29 protein-coding genes and 2 riboswitches are annotated in these 25,813 nt (G+C 41.5%); of the genes, 2 read left to right on the forward strand and 27 right to left on the reverse strand.

Annotated features, from left to right (window positions below):
• Window positions 1-81: 81 nt before the first annotated feature.
• The 25 genes from MOJ78_RS12660 to MOJ78_RS12780 all read right to left on the reverse strand — a co-directional run bounded on the left by MOJ78_RS12660 (window position 82) and on the right by MOJ78_RS12780 (window position 22,489).
• Complete coding sequence (locus MOJ78_RS12660; RefSeq protein ID WP_304977712.1) at window positions 82-1,275, reverse strand: bifunctional 3,4-dihydroxy-2-butanone-4-phosphate synthase/GTP cyclohydrolase II; 1,194 nt, start codon at window positions 1,273-1,275, stop codon at window positions 82-84.
• A gap of 23 nt (window positions 1,276-1,298) precedes the next feature.
• Window positions 1,299-1,946: a riboflavin synthase gene (gene ribE / locus MOJ78_RS12665; RefSeq protein WP_304977713.1), complete on the reverse strand. Its 648-nt coding sequence runs from the start codon at window positions 1,944-1,946 to the stop codon at window positions 1,299-1,301.
• Entirely contained in the window at window positions 1,919-3,037 is a 1,119-nt protein-coding gene (ribD, locus tag MOJ78_RS12670) for a bifunctional diaminohydroxyphosphoribosylaminopyrimidine deaminase/5-amino-6-(5-phosphoribosylamino)uracil reductase RibD (RefSeq protein ID WP_304977714.1), read from the reverse strand. Before ribD ends, ribE begins: the two co-directional genes overlap by 28 nt.
• A gap of 205 nt (window positions 3,038-3,242) precedes the next feature.
• Window positions 3,243-3,391, reverse strand: a riboswitch (FMN riboswitch).
• 158 nt (window positions 3,392-3,549) lie between these two features.
• A complete protein-coding gene (locus MOJ78_RS12675; RefSeq protein ID WP_304977715.1) occupies window positions 3,550-3,984 on the reverse strand; it encodes a peptidylprolyl isomerase in 435 nt (144 codons plus the stop codon).
• 72 nt (window positions 3,985-4,056) lie between these two features.
• Window positions 4,057-5,382: a diaminopimelate decarboxylase gene (gene lysA / locus MOJ78_RS12680; protein WP_304977716.1), complete on the reverse strand. Its 1,326-nt coding sequence runs from the start codon at window positions 5,380-5,382 to the stop codon at window positions 4,057-4,059.
• 118 nt (window positions 5,383-5,500) lie between these two features.
• Window positions 5,501-5,672, reverse strand: a riboswitch (Lysine riboswitch).
• A gap of 129 nt (window positions 5,673-5,801) precedes the next feature.
• On the reverse strand, window positions 5,802-7,280 hold the full coding sequence (locus MOJ78_RS12685) for a spore germination protein (protein WP_304977717.1): 1,479 nt from the start codon (window positions 7,278-7,280) through the stop codon (window positions 5,802-5,804).
• Window positions 7,246-7,836: a stage V sporulation protein SpoVABEA gene (locus MOJ78_RS12690; RefSeq protein WP_304977718.1), complete on the reverse strand. Its 591-nt coding sequence runs from the start codon at window positions 7,834-7,836 to the stop codon at window positions 7,246-7,248. The genes MOJ78_RS12685 and MOJ78_RS12690 overlap by 35 nt, the downstream gene beginning before the upstream one ends.
• Before the next feature lie 6 nt (window positions 7,837-7,842).
• On the reverse strand, window positions 7,843-8,193 hold the full coding sequence (gene spoVAE / locus MOJ78_RS12695) for a stage V sporulation protein AE (protein ID WP_304977719.1): 351 nt from the start codon (window positions 8,191-8,193) through the stop codon (window positions 7,843-7,845).
• Complete coding sequence (gene spoVAD, locus MOJ78_RS12700; protein ID WP_304977720.1) at window positions 8,193-9,215, reverse strand: stage V sporulation protein AD; 1,023 nt, start codon at window positions 9,213-9,215, stop codon at window positions 8,193-8,195. The genes spoVAE and spoVAD overlap by 1 nt, the downstream gene beginning before the upstream one ends.
• Before the next feature lie 20 nt (window positions 9,216-9,235).
• Window positions 9,236-9,700 (reverse strand): stage V sporulation protein AC, encoded by a 465-nt coding sequence (spoVAC, locus tag MOJ78_RS12705; RefSeq protein ID WP_370529718.1) that lies wholly within the window; start codon window positions 9,698-9,700, stop codon window positions 9,236-9,238.
• Window positions 9,701-9,716: 16 nt separating this feature from the next.
• A complete protein-coding gene (locus MOJ78_RS12710) occupies window positions 9,717-10,139 on the reverse strand; it encodes a stage V sporulation protein AB (RefSeq protein ID WP_304977721.1) in 423 nt (140 codons plus the stop codon).
• A complete protein-coding gene (locus tag MOJ78_RS12715; RefSeq protein WP_304977722.1) occupies window positions 10,129-10,752 on the reverse strand; it encodes a stage V sporulation protein AA in 624 nt (207 codons plus the stop codon). Before MOJ78_RS12715 ends, MOJ78_RS12710 begins: the two co-directional genes overlap by 11 nt.
• A gap of 265 nt (window positions 10,753-11,017) precedes the next feature.
• Complete coding sequence (gene sigF, locus MOJ78_RS12720) at window positions 11,018-11,776, reverse strand: RNA polymerase sporulation sigma factor SigF (protein ID WP_304977723.1); 759 nt, start codon at window positions 11,774-11,776, stop codon at window positions 11,018-11,020.
• A 13-nt stretch (window positions 11,777-11,789) separates the two neighbouring features.
• Window positions 11,790-12,230 carry an anti-sigma F factor gene (spoIIAB, locus tag MOJ78_RS12725; protein ID WP_304977724.1) on the reverse strand — a complete coding sequence of 147 codons (441 nt, stop codon included), beginning with the start codon at window positions 12,228-12,230 and terminating at the stop codon, window positions 11,790-11,792.
• A complete protein-coding gene (gene spoIIAA / locus MOJ78_RS12730) occupies window positions 12,230-12,580 on the reverse strand; it encodes an anti-sigma F factor antagonist (protein WP_304977725.1) in 351 nt (116 codons plus the stop codon). Before spoIIAA ends, spoIIAB begins: the two co-directional genes overlap by 1 nt.
• 117 nt (window positions 12,581-12,697) lie before the next feature.
• Window positions 12,698-13,867, reverse strand: coding sequence for a D-alanyl-D-alanine carboxypeptidase family protein (locus tag MOJ78_RS12735; RefSeq protein ID WP_304977726.1), 1,170 nt, complete (start codon window positions 13,865-13,867; stop codon window positions 12,698-12,700).
• A gap of 170 nt (window positions 13,868-14,037) precedes the next feature.
• The gene (locus MOJ78_RS12740) at window positions 14,038-15,339 is read right to left on the reverse strand and encodes a pyrimidine-nucleoside phosphorylase (RefSeq protein ID WP_304977727.1); all 1,302 of its coding nucleotides are present in this window, start codon (window positions 15,337-15,339) and stop codon (window positions 14,038-14,040) included.
• Between the two features lie 498 nt (window positions 15,340-15,837).
• The gene (locus tag MOJ78_RS12745) at window positions 15,838-16,638 is read right to left on the reverse strand and encodes a purine-nucleoside phosphorylase (protein WP_304981252.1); all 801 of its coding nucleotides are present in this window, start codon (window positions 16,636-16,638) and stop codon (window positions 15,838-15,840) included.
• A gap of 30 nt (window positions 16,639-16,668) precedes the next feature.
• A complete protein-coding gene (gene deoB / locus MOJ78_RS12750) occupies window positions 16,669-17,850 on the reverse strand; it encodes a phosphopentomutase (protein WP_304977728.1) in 1,182 nt (393 codons plus the stop codon).
• A 174-nt stretch (window positions 17,851-18,024) separates the two neighbouring features.
• Complete coding sequence (gene xerD, locus MOJ78_RS12755) at window positions 18,025-18,915, reverse strand: site-specific tyrosine recombinase XerD (RefSeq protein WP_304977729.1); 891 nt, start codon at window positions 18,913-18,915, stop codon at window positions 18,025-18,027.
• A 14-nt stretch (window positions 18,916-18,929) separates the two neighbouring features.
• On the reverse strand, window positions 18,930-19,160 hold the full coding sequence (locus tag MOJ78_RS12760) for a YqzK family protein (protein WP_304977730.1): 231 nt from the start codon (window positions 19,158-19,160) through the stop codon (window positions 18,930-18,932).
• Between the two features lie 254 nt (window positions 19,161-19,414).
• The gene (locus MOJ78_RS12765) at window positions 19,415-19,894 is read right to left on the reverse strand and encodes a ferric iron uptake transcriptional regulator (RefSeq protein WP_304977731.1); all 480 of its coding nucleotides are present in this window, start codon (window positions 19,892-19,894) and stop codon (window positions 19,415-19,417) included.
• Window positions 19,895-20,033: 139 nt separating this feature from the next.
• Window positions 20,034-20,684: a stage II sporulation protein M gene (spoIIM, locus tag MOJ78_RS12770; RefSeq protein WP_304977732.1), complete on the reverse strand. Its 651-nt coding sequence runs from the start codon at window positions 20,682-20,684 to the stop codon at window positions 20,034-20,036.
• A gap of 85 nt (window positions 20,685-20,769) precedes the next feature.
• The gene (locus MOJ78_RS12775) at window positions 20,770-21,942 is read right to left on the reverse strand and encodes an endonuclease Q family protein (RefSeq protein WP_304977733.1); all 1,173 of its coding nucleotides are present in this window, start codon (window positions 21,940-21,942) and stop codon (window positions 20,770-20,772) included.
• A gap of 1 nt (window position 21,943) precedes the next feature.
• The gene (locus MOJ78_RS12780; RefSeq protein WP_304977734.1) at window positions 21,944-22,489 is read right to left on the reverse strand and encodes an NUDIX hydrolase; all 546 of its coding nucleotides are present in this window, start codon (window positions 22,487-22,489) and stop codon (window positions 21,944-21,946) included.
• A 176-nt stretch (window positions 22,490-22,665) separates the two neighbouring features.
• Here MOJ78_RS12780 and mciZ point away from each other — a divergent pair, with 176 nt between their 5' ends.
• Window positions 22,666-22,800, forward strand: coding sequence for a Z-ring formation inhibitor MciZ (gene mciZ, locus MOJ78_RS12785; protein WP_304977735.1), 135 nt, complete (start codon window positions 22,666-22,668; stop codon window positions 22,798-22,800).
• 109 nt (window positions 22,801-22,909) lie between these two features.
• On the forward strand, window positions 22,910-23,815 hold the full coding sequence (locus MOJ78_RS12790) for an aldo/keto reductase (RefSeq protein ID WP_304977736.1): 906 nt from the start codon (window positions 22,910-22,912) through the stop codon (window positions 23,813-23,815).
• Between the two features lie 9 nt (window positions 23,816-23,824).
• On the opposite strand, the gene MOJ78_RS12795 is transcribed toward MOJ78_RS12790, so the two are convergent.
• Entirely contained in the window at window positions 23,825-24,532 is a 708-nt protein-coding gene (locus tag MOJ78_RS12795) for a YetF domain-containing protein (RefSeq protein WP_304977737.1), read from the reverse strand.
• Window positions 24,533-24,607: 75 nt separating this feature from the next.
• Window positions 24,608-25,792, reverse strand: a complete 1,185-nt coding sequence (locus tag MOJ78_RS12800; RefSeq protein WP_304977738.1) for a thiolase family protein — start codon at window positions 25,790-25,792, stop codon at window positions 24,608-24,610.
• Window positions 25,793-25,813 lie beyond the last annotated feature (21 nt).

Raw genomic sequence — 25,813 nt, forward strand, 5'->3', positions numbered from 1 at the left:
GTTCGACCTAAATCATCACTTCCTGTGATACCGTCGAACCGATTCACATCGTGTGAGCCCCGTTGACTTTTTTAATATCCTCTAAAAGTGGAGTATGTGACCAAGTTTCGAATGCTTAGTCCGTAAATAATCTTCATTTTCTTTACGGTGGGGCATTTGAATTGGGACACGGTCGATGACTTCGAGACCATACCCACTCAAACCTGTAATTTTTCTAGGGTTATTTGTTAAAAGCTTCATTTTCGTAATGCCGAGGTCTCTTAAAATTTGTGCTCCGATTCCATAATCACGCAAGTCTGGTGCAAATCCGAGCTTTTCGTTCGCTTCGACGGTATCAAGTCCTTCTTCTTGCAGCTTGTAAGCCCTCATCTTGTTAAAAAGCCCTATCCCTCTACCTTCTTGTCGCATATAAAGGAGAACCCCATTACCTTCCTCCTCGATCTGCGCCAATGCAGCTTGGAGCTGAGGTCCGCAATCACAGCGATAAGAGCCGAATACATCACCTGTCAGGCATTCGGAATGAACTCGGACGAGCGTCGGTTCATCCGGTAAAATTTCACCCTTCACAAGGGCGACATGCTCTTTTTGGTCAAGTATGTTCGAATAACCGACTGCTCTAAACCCACCAAATTCAGTAGGAAGTTCTATCTCAATTTCTTTTTTGACGAGCTTGTCTTTGCGGTTTCTGTATTGAATCAAATCCTTGATTGTAATCATTTTCAGTTCATATTGATCTGCGATTTTGCGAAGCTCCGGAACTCTCGCCATCGTTCCATCTTCATTCATAATTTCACAAATGACACCAGCAGGTTCAGAGCCAGACAGTCTTGCAAGGTCAACTGCCGCTTCTGTATGACCCGCCCGTCGCAACACGCCACCCTGTTTCGCGATTAAAGGAAATACATGTCCTGGACGCTTAAAATCAGTTGCTTTTACAGTTGGTTCTAGTAACGCTCGGATTGTTGCAGCTCTTTCCTGTGCAGAAATTCCTGTAGTTGTTGACTTGTGATCAATACTTACTGTAAAAGCAGTGCCATGTGGATCTGTATTATGCTGAACCATCGGCTGGAGCTCCAGCGTTTCTGCAAGCTCCTCGGTAATTGGCGTACAAACCAGCCCTCGACCGTGTGTCACCATAAAGTTTACGATATCTGGTGTAACGCGGTCAGCTAACGCGATGAAATCCCCTTCATTCTCACGGTCTTCATCGTCACAAACAATGACAACTTTCCCTTGCATTAATTCGTAAATCGCTTCTTCTATTCGATCAAACATCCCGTTCACCACTCTTTCTATAGTTAAAATCCATTATCTTCAAGAAATGCTCTTGAAATTCCGCGTTTCTCTGACTGCTTATCACGGTTCGAAAGCAATTGTTCGATATGCTTTACGAGCAAATCACACTCGATATTGACTTGATCCCCTTCTCTTTTCCCACCAATGACCGATTCTTGGACAGTATGTGGTATGAGGGAAATCGTGAATCCTTCATCATCGACTGCAAAAATCGTCAAGCTCGTCCCATCAACTGCGACCGATCCTTTTACTGAAAAATAACGCTGGAGTTCGTCCGCAGCCTTAATTTTATAATAAATCGCATTATGCTTTGGTGTTCGTTTAATGATTTCACCGACACCATCAATATGCCCCGAGACGAAATGGCCGCCAAACCGACCCCCTGCTGCCATCGCCCGTTCCAAGTTTACAGAGTCTCCGGTTGAGAGCCTTTTTAAATTCGTCGAGGATAACGTCTCAGGCATGACATCCACTGTAAACATGGAGGAGGAAAATGAAGTTACGGTAAGGCATATCCCATTAACCGAAATGCTATCGCCTAAATTCACATCCTCGAGTACTTTACTAGCTTTTATTGCGACCTCATATGCAGTACGTGAATGCTGAACAGATTGGATTGTTCCTATTTCTTCGATGATTCCGGTGAACATGAGGATTCCCCCTTTGGAGTCAAAATGATTTTCAAATCCTTCCCGATGTTTTCACAAGATTGAATTTCGAGCTTAAAAGCGTCATCAACGAGCTTTACACCAGAACCACCAATACTCGACGGTGCTTGTTTTCCACCGATTAACATCGGTGCGATATAAGATATTACCTGTTGAACACAACTTTCTTGAAGAAAACTGCCATGTACCGTTGCACCGCCTTCTACAAATAAGGAAGTGATTTTTTCATCAGCTAAGTATCGCAATACTTTTTTAATGTTAATTTTCTCTTCGCCAAGCTGGATGATTCGTGCGCCTTTGTTTTCAATCGCTTGGATAGCATTCTTGTCTGCAAGTGCACCTGTCACTACCCACGTTTCCGCTGCGTTATCGGTAAGAAGTTTGCTTTCAAGCGGTATTCGTAAATTTGAGTCAAGGACTATTCGAATCGGGTTTTTCCCACCTTGAGGGAGTCGTGTCGTCAACGACGGATCATCCGCGAACACCGTCTTGACACCCACTAAAATCGCATCATGCTTATGCCGGTATAAATGTGTATCTTGTCTTGCTTCTTTACCTGTAATCCACTTGCTGTGCCCCGTTTCAGTGGCGATTTTACCATCGAGACTTGAAGCGAATTTTAGTGTTACATATGGCAAGCCCGTTTTCATGAAATGGTTAAAAAACGGATTGAGTTCAATTGCTTCCTTTTGCATTAGACCGACGTGTACATTCAGACCAGCCTTTTTTAGTCGTTCCATACCTCTGCCGGCGACTAATGGGTTCGGGTCAAGCGTTCCGATATAGATGGTCTCAACCCCACTATTAATAACAAGGTCTGCACAAGGGGGTGTTTTCCCATGATGACTGCAAGGCTCAAGGGTGACATACATCGTTGCTCCCTTAGCTTTTTCCCCTGCCATATGGAGCGCATGAACCTCAGCGTGCCCTTCCCCTGGCTTTAGATGAGCACCTAAACCAGCAATCTGACCGTTTTTAACGACAACGGCACCTACAGATGGATTTGGAGATGTTTGTCCTCTTGTATTTTTCGCCATTTCGATGGCGAGTCTCATATATTGTTGATGATCCATAGCGCCTCCCCATTTTCACATCGAATTAAACATCAAAAAACCCCGAAGATGCATAGATAGCACGATCGGGGTAAGAAAACATAAGAAACTAAACCCAACAGATTATTTCTGAACGATTGCTCAGAAAAATCGTTGAATAAACGTATCGAAAGACTCCATGTTTCACTCCTACAATGTGAACAACACAGAGCTTAGCGTTACGTGTCCTTTCCTTCTCCCATCCAGACTATACTGTCGGCTTCGGAATTTCACCGAATCCACCGTTACAAAAATTGATTGTACCGGGTCACGGACTGAAAAGCAGATCGCTTTATCACCGCCGGTTGGGACTTTCACCCGACCCCGAAGGAAACCGTTAAGAAACGGATATTTAATTATTTCTCCTATATGTTACTCTTTCTTGAATGTTGAAGCAAGGATTACGGCTAGACATTACATCTTTGAAGCAAAATTTTAAACTTTTCTTAGCTATAAAAAAAGACCACGCTAATTGCGCAGCCTTTTCTGAGACTTTATTCTTCCCAAACTTTGACTTCTTTCATGACATCGCCGTTTTGTGTACGTAAAGCGGAATCCAAACCTTCTGTAACTTGACCGAATACTGTATGTACTCCATCAAGGTGCGGCTGGTTTTCGTGAACGATGAAAAACTGGCTTCCACCTGTGTTCTTTCCAGCATGCGCCATTGATAATGCTCCTGGAACATGCTTGTGTGGATTTCCTTCTGTTTCACAATCGATCGTGTAGCCTGGCCCGGAAGTCCCTGTTCCTTCAGGGCACCCACCTTGTGATACGAAACCAGGAATGACCCGATGGAATGTCAGCCCATTATAAAAACCTTCGTTCGCTAATTTTTCAAAGTTCGCAACTGTATTGGGTGCTTCTTCAGGATAAAACTCGATCAGAACTTTTTCGCCATTTTCAAATTCAATACTACCTTTTTTCATTAAAACTCCTCCTCTGAAACAAGTAGTTTTATTGTATGACTTTTTCAGTGGGAAGTAAAGAAATGTGAAGCTTTAGCCCCCTGTAACAACCGACTTCCGAAGCGATCGATCGAAGCGGACTAGATCTTCATAACGTTCCCGTTCCACAACAAGCTGCGCATCCCCATTTTCTACAAAGACGACCGCTGGCCTCGTAAGTCGGTTATAATTATTTGCCATAGAATACCCATAAGCACCTGTACAAAACATCGCCAAGATATCACCGTGAGATGTTTTCGGTAAATTAAGGTCCCAAATCAGCATATCACCTGACTCACAGCACTTACCCGCAATTGATACGGTCTGTTCATTTTTTTGTCCGAGGCGATTAGCCACTGCAGCCTCATACTTTGCGTTATATAACGCCGGCCGTAAATTATCGTTCATTCCGCCATCAACAGATAAATAATTTCGTATCCCAGGAATCCTTTTTTCAGATCCAATCGTATAAAGGGTTGTTCCAGCTTCACCAACAAGCGAACGTCCAGGCTCAATCCAGATCTCTGGCATCGGAAACGAATGGAAAGCGACTTGCTTCTTCACTTCAGAAATGAGCTCTTCCACCATTTTTTCAATGGAAAGGCTTTTATCCTCAGTCGTATATGGAATGCCGAATCCTCCGCCAAGGTTAACGACACGTGGAATAAAACCTACATCCTTTGACCAACGTCCCAAACTTTCAAATACTTTTTGAATCGCCTTTATGAAGCCTTGTGTTTCAAAAATCTGCGAACCAATGTGACAATGTACACCGAGAACATCTAAATACCTAGAAGATACGGCTTCCCCTAATGCTTGATCAGCTTGTTGACTCATTAGGTCAAACCCGAATTTAGAATCCTCTTGACCCGTTAAAATATAGTCGTGTGTATGTGCATGGATACCCGGTGTGACCCTGAGTAAAATCGGAACCTTTTTCTTAAGCTGTTGTCCGATCAAGGTTAAGCAATCGATTTCATGAAAATTATCGACAACAATACATCCAACATCTTCACGTACTGCTACCTCAAGTTCTTCAATGCTCTTATTGTTTCCATGAAAGTGAATCTTTTCAGCAGGAAACCCAGCGCGTAACGCTGTGTATAATTCACCACCAGACACGACATCAAGGAACAATTCCTCCTCGTCCACCAGCTGGACCATTGCGATACAGGAAAACGCTTTGCTCGCGTAGGCGATCTTGGCCTCAACTTCTTGAGAGTGAAAGGCTGACTTAAAAGACCTTGCTTGAGAACGAATCTTACGGACGTCATATACATAAAGCGGTGTTCCAAATTCCTTTGCCAGATTGGTGGTGTCGACACCTCCGATTTCTAGGTGCCCACGTTCGTTTATTGATCCTGATCCTAAAAAATTCATAAACATTCTCCTCTCCCTTTTCTATGGAGAGAGCGTACAACTGATAACAATAGAAAAAACCAGTCAACATATCCTAAAAATAGGTACATTGACTGGTTTCTAACCACGTACCCTCATCAGTCGGAATAGCTCTCCACTACATGCGTAGTGACAGTTCGTTGCTTATTCAACAACGACCCAGCAAACAGCATCGGGATACTGTCCGCTTCGGCAAATTGACCTTTCTGAGTTCTTCATCGCATCCCTTGCTCGTAACTCATACTTATTCGTTTTGCGCCTCTACCCCATTCTATGCACTGTAAATAGCGCAAATTAGACTTTTACCCGAACGATTATGTGGTTTCATCTAATTTTTGAAATGAGGCAATTATGAAATTAAAATAAATGTAGCACAATTCAATTGTTATTTCAATGGGTTTTTATCCGGCATTGGTTTGTTTCTTATTGTCTTTCGGTCTAACAATACTAGGTCGGACTTTGGATAATGGAACAGATACACGTATCAACACTTGGAATAAGGCTTGAGGGTTAAAGGGAATAAACGGCCATAAGTATGGTGTGTTTAAGTTTTGAATACGCGACAAGAATAAAATAACGAGTGTCAGCCCAATCACAAAGCCTGGAACATCAAACAGTACTACAGCAGTGATTAAGAAGAGCCGGACCATTTTGTTAGCCACACTTAACTCATAGCTTGGAGTTGAAAATGAACCGATGGCAGCAAGTGCTACGTAAAGAATGACTTCTGACACAAATAATCCAACGTCGATGGCGATTTGTCCGATCAACACCGCTGCAATCAGTCCCATTGCTGTCGATAATGCAGATGGCGTATGGATTGCGGCCATCCTCAAAACATCAATCCCAAGCTCAGCAAAAATGATCTGCACAAATATCGGGATGTTCGAATCTTTAGCTGGTCCAATGAAATCAAGATTTTCAGGAAGTAAATTTTCATTTAAGACAAACAGTAACCAAAGCGGTATGAGCAAGACTGAGGTTAACATACCGCCAAATCGAATCCACCTTAGAAAGGCACCGATCATGGGAGTCTGCCGATACTCCTCTGCATGTTGTACGTGGTGGAAAAACGTTGTCGGTGTGATGATAATACTTGGTGATGTATCAACATAAATAAGTACATGTCCTTCGAGTATATGTACTGCTGCAACATCCGGACGTTCCGTATATCTAACCAGCGGAAACGGGTTCCAGCCCTGTTTTACAAGAAACTCTTCAACGGTTTTATCGGCCATAGGAATCCCATCAATTCGGATTTCGGTTAATTCCTTACGAATCGTTTCAACAAGACTTGGGTCGGCAACATCCTGCAGGTACGCGATACATACATCTGTTTTCGATCGATCCCCAATTTGAATTATTTCATGTCGAAGTCGCTCATCTCGAACTCTTCTTCTCGTCAAAGCCGTATTTTCTACGATGTTCTCCGTATATCCGTCACGTGATCCCCGAACCACCTTTTCAACATCAGGCTCTTTTGGGGAACGGCCAGGATAACTTCTGACATCAACAATAAACCCCTCATTAGTTCCATCAATCAACACTCCGATTAAACCAGATAGGACTCGATCCATTACTTCATCCAAGCTTTTTACGGTTGAAACTTGTTGATGAGCAAGGTGGTTTTTTATGACATCCTTCGTATTTGAACTTGAACCGTATTCATAATCCATATCCATCAATTCACGAAGCAGTTGAATGATGAATCCACTATCACATAGTCCAGTACAGTAATAAACTTGAACTTCTTTGTTCAAAATCTTTAATTTCCGTACACCTATGTCAAAGCTTTTCCCGATCCCAAGCCTATCCTTTAATAAAGCTTCGTTTTCTGAAATTTTTTTATGAATCGGTGTTTTTTCTTTTTTCGGATGCATAGTTACGACTCCTTTCCAGGATGAGTTCTACTGCTTTTTGTGTGATTGGAGCCCCTTTTTCAGGGGTATCCCGACCTGCCATCTTTCCGATATCACCTACACCTATCGTGATGGGGATGTCAAGCTGATCGAGAATATAAACCGTATCACCGTCGATTCGACCGAGCTCCAAATCAGGGAGTCCACTTTTATCTACACCATATTCGGACAGCTCCCCAAACCGATCGATGCTTACATCAACACGTGTCCATTCTGCCAGATGTGTTTTAGATGCAACTGCGATCGCACCGATAATCTCAATATCAGAATGATTGGAAACTGCCCTCATTGCTTGCTCACCTGGTCCTTCACCACGATAACCACAATCGTCAAACATAACGAGTACTGGATCGTAAGGCGTTGAAAGGATCATCGAAACTAGATGTTCTCCAGTTAATCTGGATGGATTTCCCCAAGACAGGGAAATACAACGTCCACCGATCTTCTCTGCAACATGCTGGACTGCTTTCAGTGCATATAGATCTCCATCCGTAATAATGATGACACGCTTTTTCACATTAGATCATCCCTTTGGTTTAAACAGAACAGCAACGATAAATCCAAACAATATCGCTGACGATATCCCTGCTGATGTTAGTTGGAATATCCCCATTGCTATACCGATAAAACCATGCTGTTCAGCCTCTGCCATCGCTCCATGTAGCAAAGAGTGACCAAAACTTGTTATCGGGACAGTTGCACCAGCACCGGCAAACTGTATGAGTTTGTCATATAACCCGAATCCGTCTAGGCATGCTCCAGCAACGACAAAGCTTGAGGTGACATGGGCAGGTGTCAATTTCGCAAAGTCCATCAATAATTGACCAATTACACAAATCAATCCACCAACAATAAATGCGAGTAAATATTCCATCACCCCTGCCCCCCTTTACCAGAAGCCTCAAGTACCACTCCATGTGCAATGGTAGGTATCGTTTCCTTTTGCTGAATCATCATCGGATTCATGAGAGCTCCTGTGGCAACGACCAAGATTCGATTTAATTTTCCTAGCCGTAATTCTTCTAATAAATGTCCATAGGTGACGACTGCCGAACAAGCACAACCACTTCCTCCTGCAAAAACAGGTTGATCAGGTCGATAAACGAGTAATCCGCAATCCTGGTGGTTCGCAGAAATATCAAAATTCTTCTCCTGCAGTAGCTGTTTCAGAATCGGCGTCCCTACTGCAGAAAGATCTCCGGTTACAATTAAGTCAAAGTCTTTTGGCGTACGACCCATATCATTTAAATGTGCTGCGATTGTATCCGCAGCTGCTGGTGCCATTGCAGATCCCATATCGAACGGATCTGAAATTCCCAAATCCATTACACGACCGATCGTAGCGCTCGTGATTCTAATTGGTGACGGTTCAGTCCCGACAAGGGAAGCCCCTGCTCCAGTAACGGTATATGTAGCAGTATCAGGCTTTTGCCCACCATACTCCGTCGGATAACGAAACTGTCTTTCAGCAGTGGCATTATGACTACTGCTCGCAGTTAATACGAGCTTAGCAAATCCTCCATCAATCAATGCAGATGCCAAAGCCAGTGTTTCCATTGAAGTCGAACATGCCCCGAACATACCTAGAAAGGGGATTTGGTTTTGTCTCGCCGTGTAGTTGGCAATGACAGTTTGATTAATCAAATCACCCGAAAGAAAGAGATCAATTTCATCCGGTTGTTTATTTGCCTTTTGTAAGCAGATGTTGATAGATTGTTCCATTAAATGCCTTTCAGCCAATTCCCAGTTATCTTGGCCACAATGCAACTCATCAAAGGTTAAATCATATGTTTCTCCTAACGGACCAGCTGCTTCTTCGGGACCAACTGTTGTTCCCGCTGAGACAATGAATAATTCTTTTGAAAATGTCCATGTTTGCTTACCTGTTAGCTTCATTGTGTTCATGCCCTCCTACTTCATAGAAACATTTGAAATACATAGCGAATCATTCCTACGATATAAGCCGCTACTGCACCAAATACAATCACTGCACCAGCTAGTTTAAATAAATTGGTAGCGACCCCAAGGACAAGTCCCTCGCTTTTATGTTCTAATGCCGCACTTGTAACTGCATTTGCAAATCCAGTAACAGGTACGATGGATCCCGCTCCTCCAAATTGGCCGATCTTGTCATAAACACCCATTCCCGTCAAAAGTGAGGCGATTAAAATAAGGGTTGCAACCGTTGGATTTCCTGCGGTCGTTTCGTTAAAATCAAAGAATGCGATATAGAAGTTAGAAATTGCTTGTCCAATCGCACAGATCAAGCCACCAACCAAAAATGCTTTCAGGACATTCACTACATACGGTGGTTTAGGCTGAAGTGGTTTGATCTTTTCTTTATATTCTTGTTGTTCTGATGACAGCTGTTGTTTACTCATTTTGTACACTCCTTACTTAAAGTTTTACAAAAAAGACCCAATGAAAAAGGGACCCTAACAATTTGCCGAATACGATCGCCATTAATAGAACAAGTAATTGCTCTTTAAATCCGACTCTTTTCATTAAAATCGGAAGTACGTTCAGCACCTCCGTTAAAGCTGCAGCAAGCATCCCGACAAACGTTCCACAGGCAATACCAATCGGAATTAACAATAGCGGTGCACTTTGAATCGACATATCCCTGAGACCATACCAGCTTGAAAATAGCACACCAGAAATGATGCCTATTTCATACCCGCGGATGTGGGCGTATGTTTTCGTAATCTGCATCAAACGCGGTATGATACCAAATACAGTTAGAATTGCAACAAAGCCAGCTCCAACTGCTAAACCTCCTCCAAGTCCAAATAATAAGATAATGAGGATTTTAATCGTCATTGGCTTTCTTCTCGTTTTCTTTGTTTTCATTCATAATGACGTACTGGTCCAGGTCTTGTTGATAATTGAACATTTCTACCTCTAAGGGACTTGGTTCCTCATTAAATCGCTTTTTGAAGATGTGATTAAAGAAAAGGACCATGCCGAGGCCAAGCCCCAAAGAGTATGGTATTTGCAATAATAATGGGTAATCGTTTTGTTTACCTGTAATAATGTAGTAAATTTTCTGATGGACCATCTGCATACTGACATCTTCATGGAAGTTCATGATTGCTAATCCTGAACCAATAAATAACAACACCCAAACGATGACAAAATAGATACCAGTGATTTTTGACTTCGGATACTGAACTTCAATTATCGTTTGAGGAGGACCAACTGTTTGGACCTCAAGGTCGGGTTTGAATTCTCTTAAACGTCTTAACACCTTCATTAAGTCGATAATAACGATTGTTTTGTCATGGACGGTAATTTTATGAATGACAAGTTGGCCGATAGTTGAGGTGATGTCATCCGGACCTACGAGTTGTGCAACGTCTTTAATCCGAACCTTTTGATCTGGAGAAACGAATAAGCGATGCCGCATCCGTAAATACAGAATTTCGACGTCCAAAAGATATCCCTCCTATGCCAAATCATTTATATGTAGTATGTTTCTCCCAATGCAGTATCATTCTGTCCAACCGACCAATCCATTAATTTCCTATTAGAATCTTGCTCGTCCGCATATTGGAGCAAAAGAGTACCTGAAACTGCAAAATATGCACTTCCAGGGCATCATAGACGGCAGCGTTCGAGGGCATGTATGGGGACAATGTGAACCTTGGCGATTAAGTTAGACCTTACTTACTCAATAAAAAAAGCCAGATAAACGGTGGCTAACCGTCCATCTGGCTTTTCATTTCTTGTAATATTTTCTTTTCCAGCCTCGATACTTGTACCTGGGATATACCAAGCCGCGATGCTACTTCTGATTGGGTTTGATCCTTGTAATAACGTAAGTAAACGATTAGTCGCTCCCGTTCGTTCAAAGACTGGATCGCTTCCTTTAACGCAATTTGATCAAACCATTTCGATTCACCTTGATCTGCAATTTGGTCCAATAGTGTAATCGGATCTCCGTCATTTTCATAGACGGTTTCATGGATAGAGGAAGGTGCCCGAACCGCCTCCTGAGCCATTACGACTTCTTCCGGGCTAATATCGAGTCGATCGGCAATCTCCGTAACTGTCGGATTTCGACCATATTCCTTTGACAGTTCGTCCCTGGCTTTTCGGACCTTATTTCCAAGCTCCTTCAAAGATCGGCTGACCTTAACCGTCCCATCATCGCGAATAAACCGTTGGATTTCGCCTATGATCATCGGAACTGCATAAGTCGAAAACTTCACGTCATAGCTTAAATCAAACTTATCAACAGATTTTAAGAGCCCGATACTTCCGATTTGAAAAAGATCATCTGGTTCATAACCCCTATTAAGGAAGCGCTGAACAACAGACCAAACTAATCGCATGTTCTTCTCAACAATTGTATCTCTAGCGGTTTGATCACCATCCTGACTTTGTTTGATCAATTGTTTCATTTCAGAGTCATTCAGATACGTGTTTTTCTGATTTTGTTTAACGTCCAAATCCATAGGCAGGACTCCCTTAGTTACATAGCGCTTTATGATTAGTTAAATACTTTGTTAAGCGTATCGTGGTGCCAAAGGATTTTTCTGTTTCAATTTCGACACGGTCCATAAAATTTTCCATAATCGTAAAACCCATACCGGAACGTTCAAGCTCAGGTTTGGTTGTAAATAATGGCTGTCGGGCTTCGTCCAGGTTGTCGATCCCGATTCCATTGTCACGAATCAGCAATTCAACAAAACCATCCTCCAAACAGCATTCGATATACACCATCTCACCAGAATTATTTTCATATCCATGGATGATCGCATTTGTCACTGCCTCGGATACTACCGTTTTAATCTCAGTAAGTTCCTCAACAGTTGGATCCAATTGGGCGATGAATGATGCCACCGTAACCCTTGCAAAAGATTCATTTTCGCTTCTTGCTGCAAATTCTAATTTCATTTCATTTTTCATTACGCCACCCCCAGCGTTTGCAATGCTTCTTGTTCACTGTTCTCAAGACGGATAATTTTAAACATTCCAGACATCTCAAACAGTCTTTTTACAGAAGGGGAGATCGAACATACTACCATTTCTCCTCCCTGGCTTTTGATCAATTTATATCGTCCAAGGATTACTCCTAATCCTGAACTATCCATAAAAGACAGAGATTCTAAATTCAAAATAATATGATGGATCTGATGCTTTTCAATGGTCTGATCAACTTCTGTTCGCAATTGCTCTGCGCTATGGTGGTCTAAATCACCGGATAATCGAATACATAAAACACGTTCTTTTGTTTCAAGCTTTACGTTGAGACTCACTTACCTCTCCTCCTTCATCTGGCTAGTGAGTCATTTCGATATTTATATACTCTTATCCTTCCCGATGACAAAACTAGTGCTGAATCGATGCATAATCCAATTATCTGTCAATTGATTTTAAGGTGTTTGAGAAAAATGTCCAACCGTGCGTTTAAACATTCCCCACAAGGATGCTGCAGGTACTTTTTCCGATGCTACGAGTGGTGTGTTCATTACAGCTTTCCCATTGTTTTTTACAACAAGTGTACCAAGAACATCCCCCTTTTTAATTGGAGTATTTAAGTTTTTCTTCACTTTTATCTCGGTTTCTAATTTTAACTTCTCATCTCCCTTTTTCATCAATACCGAGACCGTTTCTGACGTGGCAAGATGGACGGTTTTCGTTACTCCCTTTTGGACAGGTACTTCATCGATAATTTGATTTCGTTCATATATTTGTTCTGTTGCATAATTCGCAAAAGCATAATCAAGCATTTGTGAAATTTGTGTATTTCGTGCTTTTGTTGTTGGTGCACCCATCACGACTGCAATGACCCGCATATCATTTTTTTCTGCAGTTGCAGTCAAACAATATTTTGCTTCATGGGTGTATCCGGTTTTTAAACCATCGACTCCAGGATAAAATTTAACAAGCTTGTTCGTGTTGACAAGCCAAAACTTTTTATCTGTGTTTTCTCTTAAGTAGTCTTCATATTTTCCTGTATATTTCGTAATCTGTTCATACTTAAGTAATTCTTTAGCCATAAGAGCCATATCTCGTGCAGTACTATAGTGATTTTCTGCCGGCAGTCCAGTAGCATTCTCAAAATGTGTATTTTTCAATCCTAGATCTTTGGCCTTTTCATTCATCATTTTTACAAACGCTGCGTTCGTGCCAGCAATATGTTCTCCGAGGGCCACGGACGCGTCGTTACCTGAAGCAAGGGCTACCCCCTTCAGCAAGTCCTCGACGGCCATTACCTCCCCAGCTTCTAAAAAGATCTGAGAACCTCCCATCGAAGCAGCGTATTCACTCGCTCTTACTTTATCTTTCAACGTAATTTTTTCTTTATTTAAGGCTTCCATAATTAAAATCATCGTCATTACTTTTGTCATGCTTGCAGGAGGAAGCTTTTCATCAGAATTTTTCTCAAATAGAACCGTACCTGTATCACGCTCAATTAAAATGGCAGAAGAAGATTGTTCTGCCAGTTTCATACCATTATCCTGTTCTCTGGCAAAGGCTGCGGGTGATAAAATAGACATTGAGATTGCAACAGCCATCAAACTTGTAAAAACGCGTTTCATAGACGTAATCCCTCCATTCTTATTATTCATATATTTACCAATTATGGACGGATTATACTTCGTTCCGATTAAATTATTAAGTTTGTACAACAATCAAAAAAAGCATTGGTTCAAAAAGTTCGGAACCAATGCTTTTCTCGTATGTCGTATTTAATGATTTGCGTGCATTATCATTTAATTACGTTGTAAATCAACGTATTCGGTTCTACCTTCTGATCCGTGATTGTGTAAGCTTCTTTCACTTTATTAATGGAATCCGACGGGTTATCGGCATCACTGTGTAAAACAACTAAAATCTCCCCAGCCTTTACGCTGTCACCGATTTTCTTTTTCAAGGATATACCGACACCATGGTTGATTTGATCATCCTTCGTCGCTCTTCCCGCTCCTAAGTACATCGCCGCGAGACCGATTGATTCTGCATCTATTTCTGAAACGTAGCCATCTGAATCTGATAAAACTTCAACGTGATATTTTGAGTCAGGAAGTTGACTCAAGTCATCAATCATTTGGACATTACCATCTTGAGCTTTAATTAAATTCCGGAAGCATTCGAATGCTTTGCCGTTTTTTAGGTTATCTTCAAGACCTTTATAAGCTTCCTCATATGAATTAAATACCCCTGCCAGAACAGTCATATGTGAAGATAATTCTAATGAAAGTCTCCGTAAGTCCTCGACATTTTTCCCTTGCAGTATTTCGACCGCTTCCTTAATTTCATTGGCATTCCCTACTTCAAACCCGAGCGGTTGATTCATGTCACTTATGACAGCAACTGTGTTTTTACCTAAGTTTTTACCGATGTTAACCATTTCCTCAGCAAGTGCTACGGAATCTTCAAGTGTTTTCATAAAAGCACCTGAACCAGTTTTGACATCAAGAACAATACTGTCAGCTCCTGAAGCAAGCTTTTTACTCATGATCGAACCTGCAATCAATGGTATAGAATCAACTGTAGCAGTAACATCCCGGAGTGAATAAAGCTTTTTATCAGCTGGCGCCAGGTTTCCTGTTTGTCCAGCTACAGCAAGCTTATATGTGTTTACATTATTGATGAATTTTTCCTTAGTCATTTCAATGTTAAATCCTTCAATGGATTCTAATTTATCAAGTGTTCCTCCTGTATGACCGAGACCTCTTCCAGACATCTTCGCAACCGGTACGCCTGCTGAGGCTACTAAGGGAGCGACAATAAATGTTACCTTATCTCCCACACCACCAGTAGAATGTTTGTCAACCTTATGGCCTTTAATCGCTGAAAGGTCGATCGTTTCACCCGAATTCACCATCGCCTGTGTTAAGGTTGCCGTTTCTGTTGGTGTCATCCCTTGAAAATAAATGGCCATCATTAAAGCTGATACCTGGTAATCAGGAATTTCATCGTTCGTATATCCATTTATAAAAAAATTGATTTCTTCATCAGACAATTCTTTTCCGTTTCGTTTTTTTTGAATAATATCAACCATTCTCATAAGAATCTCATCCTTTAATTAAATTTCATCGAAAGATCGACTAAACCCACCACGACCTGTGACAAATTCGAACTGACTAACATCCTGTTAGCCTCCGGATCTTTTGAACATCCTTTTAATATGCGTTCAAAAAAGAGGATAAAAGAGCCGAGTTTTCTGAAGTTCAACTAAGTACGTTACGTCCTGTAACAACGTTGAACTGACTCACATCCTGTGAGCCCGAGGCACGACAGTCTCGAGGAAGGCTACTCACTTGAAGGCATCTTTACTGCCTTGCACCGAGGAAGCTTTCATCGATAGCATCGACAAGTTAGACACAGGTGCACAATGAATGTACATCGATGAATCGATACTTCCTAGTTTTACGTGAGGACCGGAGAGACCGAGTAACAAAGAAATACGACAGCTATTAAAAGAAGTTCGACTAACTACTTCACATCCTGTGAAAACGTCGAACTGACTCACATCGTGTGAGCCTCCGGACTTTTTGAACAACCTCTATAGTTGTTTTACGATACCCTTAACCAGATTCATAAAATCTGCTTTAACATTTTCCGTTGTCTCTATAACTTCAGCATGTGTCAGTGGCTGATCGAGGATTCCTGCAGCCATGTTCGATATACAGGAAATCCCGAGAACCTCCATACCTGCATGGCGAGCCACGATGACTTCTGGAACAGTTGACATACCGACAGCATCGCCTCCCAATATTCGTAGCATCCGAACCTCTGCTGGTGTTTCATAGGAAGGTCCAGAATTTGAAATATAGACACCTGCTTGGATCGGAATGTTCAAAGTGTCAGCAATTTCCTTCGCAACATGCTGTAATCGAGTCGAATAAGCGGTTGACATGTCCGGAAAACGCACACCAAGATCTTTATCATTTGGTCCGGTCAATGGGTTATCACCTAAGTTATTAATATGGTCAGTAATGAGCATCAAATCACCCGCATTAAATTCTTTGTTTATGCCACCTGCTGCATTGGTAACAATCAGTGTGTCAACACCGATTTCTTTCATCACCCTTACAGGAAAGGTTACTTTTTGTAAAGAATAGCCTTCGTAATAGTGGAAGCGACCTTTCATAGCAACAACCGTTTTACCTTTTAGTTTCCCGATCACAAGTTCCCCTGCATGGCCTTCAACGGTCGAGACAGGAAATGAAGGAATTTCTTCGTACGGAATGATTACCGGATTTTCAATTTGATCTGCGAGAATACCTAGTCCAGATCCGAGTATCAATCCTACCGACGGTTTCTCATTTAATTGTTCGTTAATATAGTTGGCTGCATTTTTCATCGTTTCTATTATAGACATCAAAATTCCCCCCTATAAAATGTCAAGGATGCTTTTTCCATGTTTAGGTGCCTCTGTTTGAAAGTTATCGGCAATGGTCGCACCGATATTTGCAAATGTTTTACTTAAAGGTAACTCCTTACCTTCAGAAATGCCTTTATGGTAAGCAATCAACGGTACATATTCTCTCGTATGGTCAGTACCATGATGCACGGGATCATTCCCGTGATCAGCCGTAATTAATAGAAGATCCCCCTCCTTAAGCTTCTCCATTACTTCAGGTAAGCGAGCATCATAATCTTCTAGCGCTTTTCCGTAACCGATCGGATCTCTTCGGTGGCCGAACTTCGCATCAAAGTCCACAAGGTTTAAAAAGCTGATCCCTGTGAATGAGCGATCGATCGTCTCAAGGAAGCGGTCCATCCCATCCATATTCGATGTGGTACGAATGGATTCGGTCACGCCTTCACCATCATATATATCTGAAATTTTCCCTATTGCGATGACGTCATATTTTGAATCCTTAAGCTCATTCATTACGGTCCGTCCAAAAGGTTTAAGGGCATAGTCATGTCGATTGGCGGTCCGTTCAAACTGCCCAGGCTTACCAATGAATGGACGAGCGATGACTCTTCCAACCATGTATTTTTCATCAAGGGTAAGTTCACGTGCGATCTTACAAATATCGTATAATTCCTCAATTGAAACAATCTCTTCGTGAGCAGCAATTTGAAGAACCGAGTCAGCAGATGTATAAACAATCAGTGCACCTGTTTCGATATGTTCTTTTCCGAGCTCATCGAGAATTTCCGTACCTGATGCAGGTTTATTTCCTATTATTTGTCTACCTGTTTTTTTCTCTAATTCCTGGATCAATTCCTGTGGAAACCCATCTGGAAACGTCTGGAAAGGATTTTCGATATGAAGCCCCATGATTTCCCAATGACCTGTCATCGTATCTTTCCCATTGGAAGCCTCCTGCATTTTTCCGAAGTGTGCGACAGGATGAGCTGCCGGTGGAATTCCTTTAATTTCACGAATATTACTTAAGCCAAGACTACCCATGTTAGGCATTGTAAGACCATTCATCTTTTCAGCAATATGTCCAAGTGTGTCAGCACCTTTATCATTGAACTTTTCAGCATCGGGTGCTTCTCCAATCCCTACAGAATCCATAACAATAAGAAAAATTCGCTTGAATTTTGAATTGTTCATTTATATATCTCCTCCCATTTTCTAACTAATTTTACCCTTTCCAGTGAAAAGAAATGCAAACAACAATTTCTTAAGGTCGGAAGTCTGACATCTAAAACGAAAGGGAAGATACTCCCCTCCCTTAAAATTACCCATTCGAGTGTATCATTTTTTTGTAGGGAGCGCACGCCCGTTTCACGCTCTCGGATGATATGTGGAGTAGATATCTTTTAATCTAGTTTTTGTTACATGCGTATAAATTTGTGTAGTGGATATATCCGCATGACCTAACAGCTCCTGGACTGCACGTAAATCTGCCCCGTTTTCGAGCAGGTGTGTCGCAAACGAATGACGTAACGTGTGGGGAGTAAGTTCCTTAGTTATATTAGCTGCTCTAGCAAGCTTTTTGAGGATTTTCCAAAAGCCTTGCCTCGAAAGACGGTTTCCATGATGATTTAGGAACAATGCTTCTGATGACCCTCGTTTTAGCAGACTCCCTCTACTAGAATCAAGGTAATCTGTCAGTGCCTGACTCGCCATTTTTCCTACTGGGATAATTCGTTCCTTATCTCCTTTTCCAACGCAACGAACGAAGCCCATCGTTAGATGGACATCCTCGAGATTCATTTGAATCAGCTCTGAAACTCGGATACCCGTTGCATATAACAACTCTATCATTGCACGATCTCTTAATCCGAAAGCAGTATTCTTTTCGGGAGCCTCCATCAGATTTTCCACTTCCACTGAGGATAAGATCTTTGGTAGACGTCGCTCTGTTTTCGGTGTTTCGATATGTACGGCAGGGTCTTGATCAGTACGCCTTTCTCTTACTAAAAACTGATGAAAGGATCGGATCGAGGCAATATTCCGTGCGATGGTTGTTGATGCTTTGCCACCGTCCTTCAAAAAATAAAGATATTGAACAATATCATTCCGTCTTATCGCATTTAAATCCTTTTGCTTTCTTTCATTAATTAAGTGATTCGTGTATTGTTTCAAATCTCGTTCATAGGATTGCAATGTGTTCGCTGCCAATCCTCGCTCAACCGTAAGATAATGTAAAAAATCCTGAACTTCATCTTTCATATGAAGAACTCTCCTTATTCACCGGTTTCATAAAATAGTAATAACCGCTGGACCCAGTTCATTTCATTCTCAGTCTGAAATGACTCGAATACCTTAACCGCACGACCTTCTGGTTCATCATAGCGATGATAATCCTGGTATTCTGTATTTAACCATATCAATCCGTAGTAAAATAGCAATGTGCAGCCGGTAAAAGCCATGAAAACTTTTAACGTATTCCATATAACTTGAATGAAAGCCTTCATTTGACAGGATAACCTCCCAAGTTTGTCCTCTTTACAAGGTATGCCTGTTTTGCGGGAGATTATACTTCGTTTTGTTGAAAAAACCAAGTTGATAGAGTCATATCTAAGGCTTTCACTATCTAGTATACAAGTTGCTGAATGAAGTTTACATAAAAAATACTCCAAAATAAATTAAAACGGAAGCATCTGGGAGTCAGAGCTAGTCATAAACCTATGTAACCAAAAAAGACCTCGCCTTTTACCGAAGGAAAGATCTATTTATGTGCGATTTCTTGTTCTGTGCCTGTTTCGGCCGTTTTTTCATGGCAACGATGGCAGATCCCATGGAAGGTGAGGCGGTGGTCTTTTATCTTAAAGTTCCAATCCCTCTCAACAAGCTTTTCTACATCACCAAGTAGATCCTCTTGTATTTCATCAACTGCACCGCATTCGATACAAACCAAATGATGATGAAAATGAGCTGCTCCTTCTTGTCTGAGGTCATAACGTGAAACGCCATCGCCAAAATTGATTTTATCAACAATTTTAAGTTCAGTTAACAATTCTAGGGTACGGTAAACCGTGGCAAGCCCAATCTCAGGTGCTTTATCTTTTACGAGTAGATAAACGTCCTCAGCACTCAAATGATCTTCTTCGCGTTCAAGTAATACACGTACCGTTGCTTCACGTTGAGGAGTTAACTTATAGCTTTGTGAATGAAGCTGTTTCTTAATACGATCGATACGGGTTTCCAAGGTGACCCCTCCCACGCTTTATGTATACCCTTATTATAATCACGTGGAAAAATAGTGTCAAATTATAATTATTTTAATAACGGTTTTATTTCAATTATCATATTAGAATCGATATAAAAAAGGCTGCGGATATTTTAGTTTAACCAAATAAACCAAGTGTTGCTTTGATCAGTACAGGCGAAATGAAGGCTTCGATGAATGATGCTCCAGCGACAATGATCATAATCATCATTACAGTCAACGTATATCGTCCAATCAACGGCATTAACGGAATGGTAATTCGATTTGAGAATTGTCCTTTTATTAATGTCATGGAGATTGCAACAGCTGCTGTAGTAACAAATATAAAAGACGGGATCAGGATCAAATTTTGCGGCAAAACAGAGACGAACGATAACAAGAAACCTTGCCAGCCCATTTGGTTAACGAGGAATCCAACTGTAAAACCGACTACCATCCCTTTCAAAAAAAGTAAAACAAGGATAACCGGGAGTCCAATAATTGATAATCCCAAAATCCAGATTAGTCCGATATATTTTAGATAATGAAAAAAACTTTGGGTAAACATTGCGGAAGAACTGGCGACTTCTCCTTCTGAAACTTGCCCGAAAAATCTACCAAGGTAATGGAATAGATCTTCCTTTTGCATAGAGCTTAAACTATTTACAATAATGGCACCAAAAATAATCCCCATCATCATCAAGACGATTGTAAATGTATATAAAGAAGAATGCTCCTGTAAATGTTGGGAAAATGACCGTTTCATTGAAAATGTAATTCCGCGCTCCATCACTTGTCCTCCCTCAAGAATCTCTTAATTCATTCTATGAGAGTTTTCATAGAGTATGACCAAAAGCTAGAGCACGGTCATAGAATTATTTGGATACGCTTCCGTACTTGCCGCCCCCACCTGGTTGTACATTCAGCTTTCCTGTTCTAGATGCCAGAATATGTTCAGCGATCTTTTCTGGAATGATTCCAAGCAATTCTTCTGAGGATGCTGTATGGATGACATTCATATCCGTCCCGAACGCGGTGCGTAATTTTCTCAATGTCCCTGGTCCAACACCTGGAATGAATTCAAGTGGGACTTGGTGTGTATATCCTGGACGGTCATTATGTGGCTGGGTTTCTTCACCACCGATTTCCTTGATTCGATCATAAACACCTTTGATGATTTTGCCTTTTTTACATTTCAAACACTTTTGACCTACATTCATCAGCTTTTCAGGTTCTCCGCACTTTGCACAGCAAGTTTGATAATACTTCCCAAGCAATGGGTTCAATCCAAAATTACGGAAGATCTTGCGGCCCTTCTGTTCCGTTAATGCAAGCTTAAGTTCGTGAAAGGAAGGCTTTTTCATTTCGAGTACTTGATATTCTCTAGCAATTTTCTCTAGGGAATGTGCATCTGAATTCGTAAGATATGGATATTGATGAAGCTCCTTAATTTGATCCGCCATTTTAATGTCAGAGCTTAAACCTAGTTCAATCCCGTCGATTATATCAGGGTCGAACACTTCCACTAACGTTCTCTCCACACCTTTTCCATACATACTTTTAAAAGGAGTGAACGCATGAGCAATGATGAACAATCCGTTCAACTGATGTGTCTTTTCCTGTAGTTCACGTGCTGTCCCATAAAACCGTTGCGAGGAAAGGTTCGGGTTCGTCATCCTTGAAATCAACCAGCTGCTGAACTGTTTTAAATGGTCTATGTCGGGAAAGTAGACCAAAACATGGATCGGTCCGTTACAGGAATCATCGTAAACTTCTATTTCAGAACCAGGAATGAGGCATCCGTTTTTATATATTAGGCCACCCTCCTCATGTTCATAAAGCTCATTATCTTCAATCATTTGTTCCAGTTCCTCTATCACTTCAGGAACGTGACAATCAATGATTCCAACGATCTGCATGCCTTTTACAAGAAAAGCCGTGTTGAGAACGTTTGGAAGTGTTAAATTCGATGAGGCAGAAATTTTCACAGGTTTTCCATGATACGTACTACCGAGATGAATATGTAAATCTGCAAAAAAGTGTTTCATCCTATTCATTCTCCATCTGTTTCAGCTGCAGGAATTGGATTGCAAAAGCGGTTTTCGCATCATAAATTTCATTCGATTTCATCAATTCCAGTGCCTCATCTAAAGAAACTTCCATCAAATCCACAAATTCATCTTCATCAAGCTGAACTGTGCCTTTCTTTAAAGAATCTGCAAAATAAATGTGTACAATTTCATCAGCAAATCCTGGTGAAGTATAGAAGGACTGGATATGTGTCAATCGATCAATGCGAAAGCCCGTTTCTTCTTCTAATTCTCTTCGTGCACATGACTCAGGTGATTCCCCTTTTTCAAGCTTGCCTGCAGGGATCTCAATGATTGAACGGTTTAGCGGTTTTCGATATTGCTTAACAAGTACAATCTTATTTTCCGGATTAATCGCAAGAATGGCGACGGCACCAGGATGCTTTACGACCTCACGCTGGCTCCGATTACCATTCGGGAGTTCAACTTCTTCAAGGACGAGATCAATAATTTTCCCATTATATAAAACCTTCGTAGAAAGCGTCTTTTCCTCTAATTTTTTCATATGATTAAATCTCCTTTTATATGTTCAGAGCAGTGTATGTGTCCAAAGATGCCCTCATCTCAGATGTTTAAACACTTTTGAACATATTTGTTCTATTTCTAGTAACTCACACATAAAGTCTACCATACAAGCCCAACCTAACCCTACCAGCGAAATAGATGAAAGGAGTTCTACTCATGAAAATCTATTTACAACCAAATAGTGTCACACTTGTCGGTAAAGCATGGCAAATCAAATATATGCTGAGAAAATATATGAATGAATACCGCACTGTTCAGGATTGGATCGATGGACAGCATAAAAGCAAGTGATGATGATCGAGATTGGCTCTTTAGGGGGTCAATCTTTTTGCTATTCCTAAGCATATTAGGTTTGCTACTATAATTTTACGTGGTATCGTACTTTTAAGGTGGTGTTTGAATGAAATCGAATCAAATTGGAACATCTGATCTTCATGTCTCGGAAATCGGTTTAGGATGTATGTCACTCGGTGAAAACGAATCAGAAGCGATCAAGATTATTCATAAAGCACTGGATGATGGCGTTACCTTTATCGATACAGCAGACCTTTATGATTTTGGAAAAAATGAGGAGTTTGTCGGTAAAGCTTTGAAAGGAAGAAGAGACCAATGTATTTTAGCTACTAAGGTTGGGAACCGCTGGGACAATGTGAAGGATGGATGGGAATGGGATCCGTCAAGCGATTATATCAAACGAGCGGTGAAGGATTCATTAACCCGATTAAAAACGGATTATATCGATCTATACCAGCTACATGGGGGAACGATCGATGACCCTATTGATGAAATAGCAGACACATTCGAACAGTTAAAAAAGGAAGGATTAATAAGGGAATACGGGATATCCTCAATCCGGCCGAATGTTATTAAAGAATATTTAACTCGATCGAACATTGTAAGTATCATGATGCAATATAGTTTGTTGGACCGTCGACCAGAGGAATGGCTGGACTTGATTAATGACGCTGGCGTTTCTGTCATCGCAAGAGGTCCACTAGCAAAGGGGAATCTATCAGAGCGGGTCTTTTCTTCCCATACAGAAAAGGGATTTCTCGATTACTCTCCTCAGGAAATCAAACGTGTAGTAACAAATATGAAAGAGATCGCAAATGATCGCGCGTTATCACACATCGCACTCCGCTATCCGCTGCACCATCCGGCTGTCGCTTCTATAATTCCTGGTGCCAGTAAAATCGAGCAAGTGAGGAGTAATACAGAAGCATCAACGATTTCATTAACGGATGACGAAATCCACTTGTTACAGCAGTCGACAAAAAATGATCACTATAACAAACATAGGGATTGAGCTATAATGTTAGCTCAATCCCTTCCAACCGGATTGTTTCGATTCTTTTTTGATCACTTCCAAGCTTCCATCCTCTTGCAATTCTGCAAAGAACACATCCTCAAGAGAATCCACCTGATGGTACTTCAATTCTTGAAACAGCCATTTTACAGAACGACCATACTCCTGTAAGTTTTTGTTTACAATCTTACCATCAACGATGATCTCGGTCGGCAGATACCCTCTCGCTATTACCGGCAAGTTCAGGTCATCTTTGGTCGGACTTTCTTTTGAAACCTTCTTAAGGATACTGATTTGTCCATTCGGTTCCAGGATTGCATAATCGACGTCTTTAATCGAAAAAACATCCTTCGTCCGCAACAACATCGTGAGATCATCCATATTCAGTTTGTTTTTCCGTAATGCTGATTGCTGGATCTTTCCTTTTTTGATCACGATTGTCGGTTCCCCATCAAGAACACCTCTTAAAGTACCCGAATTCAAACTGACTATTTCAATAAAAAGCGTAAGAATTGCCCACATGACCAGTGCAGTTATTCCATCTCCTATGGTAATGTCTTTATGGACAACCATATCCCCAGCAATATTTCCCATTGCAACACCGGTTATGTAGGTGAAATATGTAATCTGACCAAGCTGTTTTTTACCAAGAATACGTATTAAAAATAAAAGAACGGAAAACCCCAGTATCGTTTTAAGAACTACATCCCAAGGCATCCCTACACCTCCCAAATGAACTAGGCTTAGTTTAGCCAACATCACTTAAACTATGAGGTGAGGGATTTGGGACAATTAGTTTTCTCGTTCGATGACCATTGCGATTCCTTGGCCTCCTCCGATACAAAGACTTGCGACCCCGTATTGTAAGTCACGTTCACGGAGCTCATAGGCTAAGGAGAGCAACAGTCGAGCTCCACTAGCACCTACCGGATGCCCAAGGGCAATCGCACCACCATTGACATTGGTTTTATCACGATCCAATTTCAATTCCTTCTCGACCGCCAAATACTGTGCGGCAAACGCCTCGTTCACCTCAAATAAATCAATCTCTTCAACAGAAAGATTGGCACGTTGAAGTGCAAGTCGGATTGCAGGGACTGGGCCGATTCCCATAATTGTAGGATCAACACCGCAGATCGCCCAGGAACGTATTTTTGCTAAAGGCTTTGTCTGCTTCTTTTTTAAGAAAGAATCGGTTGATATAATCAGAGATGCTGCCCCATCATTAATTCCACTCGAATTCGCTGCAGTCACGGATCCATCCTTTTTGAAGGAAGGCTTTAGTCGTGATAACTGTTCTATGGATGTATTAGAACGTACATGCTCATCCAAGACAATTGTTTTCGTATCCTTTCGATTCTTAACCTCTATCGGAACGATTTCTTTTTGAAAACGGCCATTCTCAATTGCCTTGGACGCTCTCTGGTGACTCAATACAGAATAGGAGTCCTGCTCTTCACGGGTTATGTCGTATTGATCCGCCAAATTCTCCGCCGTAATTCCCATACCATCTCCAATTGCTTCGTCTCGGAGCGTAAGTAAAAGCATATCTTCAAACTGAACGTTTCCTAGTTTCGGTGGTGCAAACCGGTTTGTAAAGGAAACGTGCGGGCTCATGGACATGTTCTCGACGCCGCCGACTAGTGCCGTATCTCCTTCGCCCAACAACAAGGATTGAGCACCTGAAATGACAGATTGCAGCCCTGACCCGCATAACCGATTGACGAGCATTGCAGGGGTTGTGGTAGGAACATCGGCTTGTGTCGCAATATGCCTAGCTACATATGGAGCGTTTCTACTACTATGAATGACATTGCCATAAACGACCTGCTCAATAAGATCAGGTGATACATCGGCACGCCTCAGCGCTTCTTGGACAGTAGTAACTCCCAGATCGGTTGTAGACACGTTTGCGAAAGATTGACCGAACGATGCAAAGGCAGTTCTTGCTCCTTCAAGTAAATAAATTCCACTCATCATTTATTCCTCCAAAACCAG

This window comes from Alkalihalobacillus sp. AL-G (genome assembly GCF_030643805.1).
In the GTDB taxonomy this organism is placed as follows: domain Bacteria; phylum Bacillota; class Bacilli; order Bacillales; family Fictibacillaceae; genus Pseudalkalibacillus.

Bases quoted from the DNA above. Each gene is read 5' to 3' on its own strand.
- sigF (WP_304977723.1), bottom strand. From the start codon at position 11,776: ATGGATTTGGACGTTAAACAAAATCAGAAAAACACGTATCTGAATGAC.
- MOJ78_RS12735 (WP_304977726.1), bottom strand. From the start codon at position 13,867: ATGAAACGCGTTTTTACAAGTTTGATGGCTGTTGCAATCTCAATGTCT.
- lysA (WP_304977716.1), bottom strand. From the start codon at position 5,382: ATGAATTTTTTAGGATCAGGATCAATAAACGAACGTGGGCACCTAGAA.
- MOJ78_RS12775 (WP_304977733.1), bottom strand. From the start codon at position 21,942: ATGAAACACTTTTTTGCAGATTTACATATTCATCTCGGTAGTACGTAT.
- MOJ78_RS12790 (WP_304977736.1), top strand. From the start codon at position 22,910: ATGAAATCGAATCAAATTGGAACATCTGATCTTCATGTCTCGGAAATC.
- spoVAD (WP_304977720.1), bottom strand. From the start codon at position 9,215: ATGAAGCTAACAGGTAAGCAAACATGGACATTTTCAAAAGAATTATTC.
- MOJ78_RS12675 (WP_304977715.1), bottom strand. From the start codon at position 3,984: ATGAAAAAAGGTAGTATTGAATTTGAAAATGGCGAAAAAGTTCTGATC.
- spoVAE (WP_304977719.1), bottom strand. From the start codon at position 8,193: ATGGAATATTTACTCGCATTTATTGTTGGTGGATTGATTTGTGTAATT.
- MOJ78_RS12660 (WP_304977712.1), bottom strand. From the start codon at position 1,275: ATGTTTGATCGAATAGAAGAAGCGATTTACGAATTAATGCAAGGGAAA.
- xerD (WP_304977729.1), bottom strand. From the start codon at position 18,915: ATGAAAGATGAAGTTCAGGATTTTTTACATTATCTTACGGTTGAGCGA.
- MOJ78_RS12780 (WP_304977734.1), bottom strand. From the start codon at position 22,489: ATGAAAAAATTAGAGGAAAAGACGCTTTCTACGAAGGTTTTATATAAT.
- spoIIAB (WP_304977724.1), bottom strand. From the start codon at position 12,230: ATGAAAAATGAAATGAAATTAGAATTTGCAGCAAGAAGCGAAAATGAA.
- spoVAC (WP_370529718.1), bottom strand. From the start codon at position 9,700: ATGAGTAAACAACAGCTGTCATCAGAACAACAAGAATATAAAGAAAAG.
- spoIIM (WP_304977732.1), bottom strand. From the start codon at position 20,684: ATGGAGCGCGGAATTACATTTTCAATGAAACGGTCATTTTCCCAACAT.
- ribE (WP_304977713.1), bottom strand. From the start codon at position 1,946: ATGTTCACCGGAATCATCGAAGAAATAGGAACAATCCAATCTGTTCAG.
- MOJ78_RS12710 (WP_304977721.1), bottom strand. From the start codon at position 10,139: ATGACGATTAAAATCCTCATTATCTTATTATTTGGACTTGGAGGAGGT.
- MOJ78_RS12795 (WP_304977737.1), bottom strand. From the start codon at position 24,532: ATGCCTTGGGATGTAGTTCTTAAAACGATACTGGGGTTTTCCGTTCTT.
- MOJ78_RS12760 (WP_304977730.1), bottom strand. From the start codon at position 19,160: ATGAAGGCTTTCATTCAAGTTATATGGAATACGTTAAAAGTTTTCATG.
- ribD (WP_304977714.1), bottom strand. From the start codon at position 3,037: ATGGATCATCAACAATATATGAGACTCGCCATCGAAATGGCGAAAAAT.
- MOJ78_RS12745 (WP_304981252.1), bottom strand. From the start codon at position 16,638: ATGAAAAATGCAGCCAACTATATTAACGAACAATTAAATGAGAAACCG.
- MOJ78_RS12685 (WP_304977717.1), bottom strand. From the start codon at position 7,280: ATGCATCCGAAAAAAGAAAAAACACCGATTCATAAAAAAATTTCAGAA.
- MOJ78_RS12800 (WP_304977738.1), bottom strand. From the start codon at position 25,792: ATGAGTGGAATTTATTTACTTGAAGGAGCAAGAACTGCCTTTGCATCG.
- deoB (WP_304977728.1), bottom strand. From the start codon at position 17,850: ATGAACAATTCAAAATTCAAGCGAATTTTTCTTATTGTTATGGATTCT.
- MOJ78_RS12740 (WP_304977727.1), bottom strand. From the start codon at position 15,339: ATGAGAATGGTTGATATTATTCAAAAAAAACGAAACGGAAAAGAATTG.
- mciZ (WP_304977735.1), top strand. From the start codon at position 22,666: ATGAAAATCTATTTACAACCAAATAGTGTCACACTTGTCGGTAAAGCA.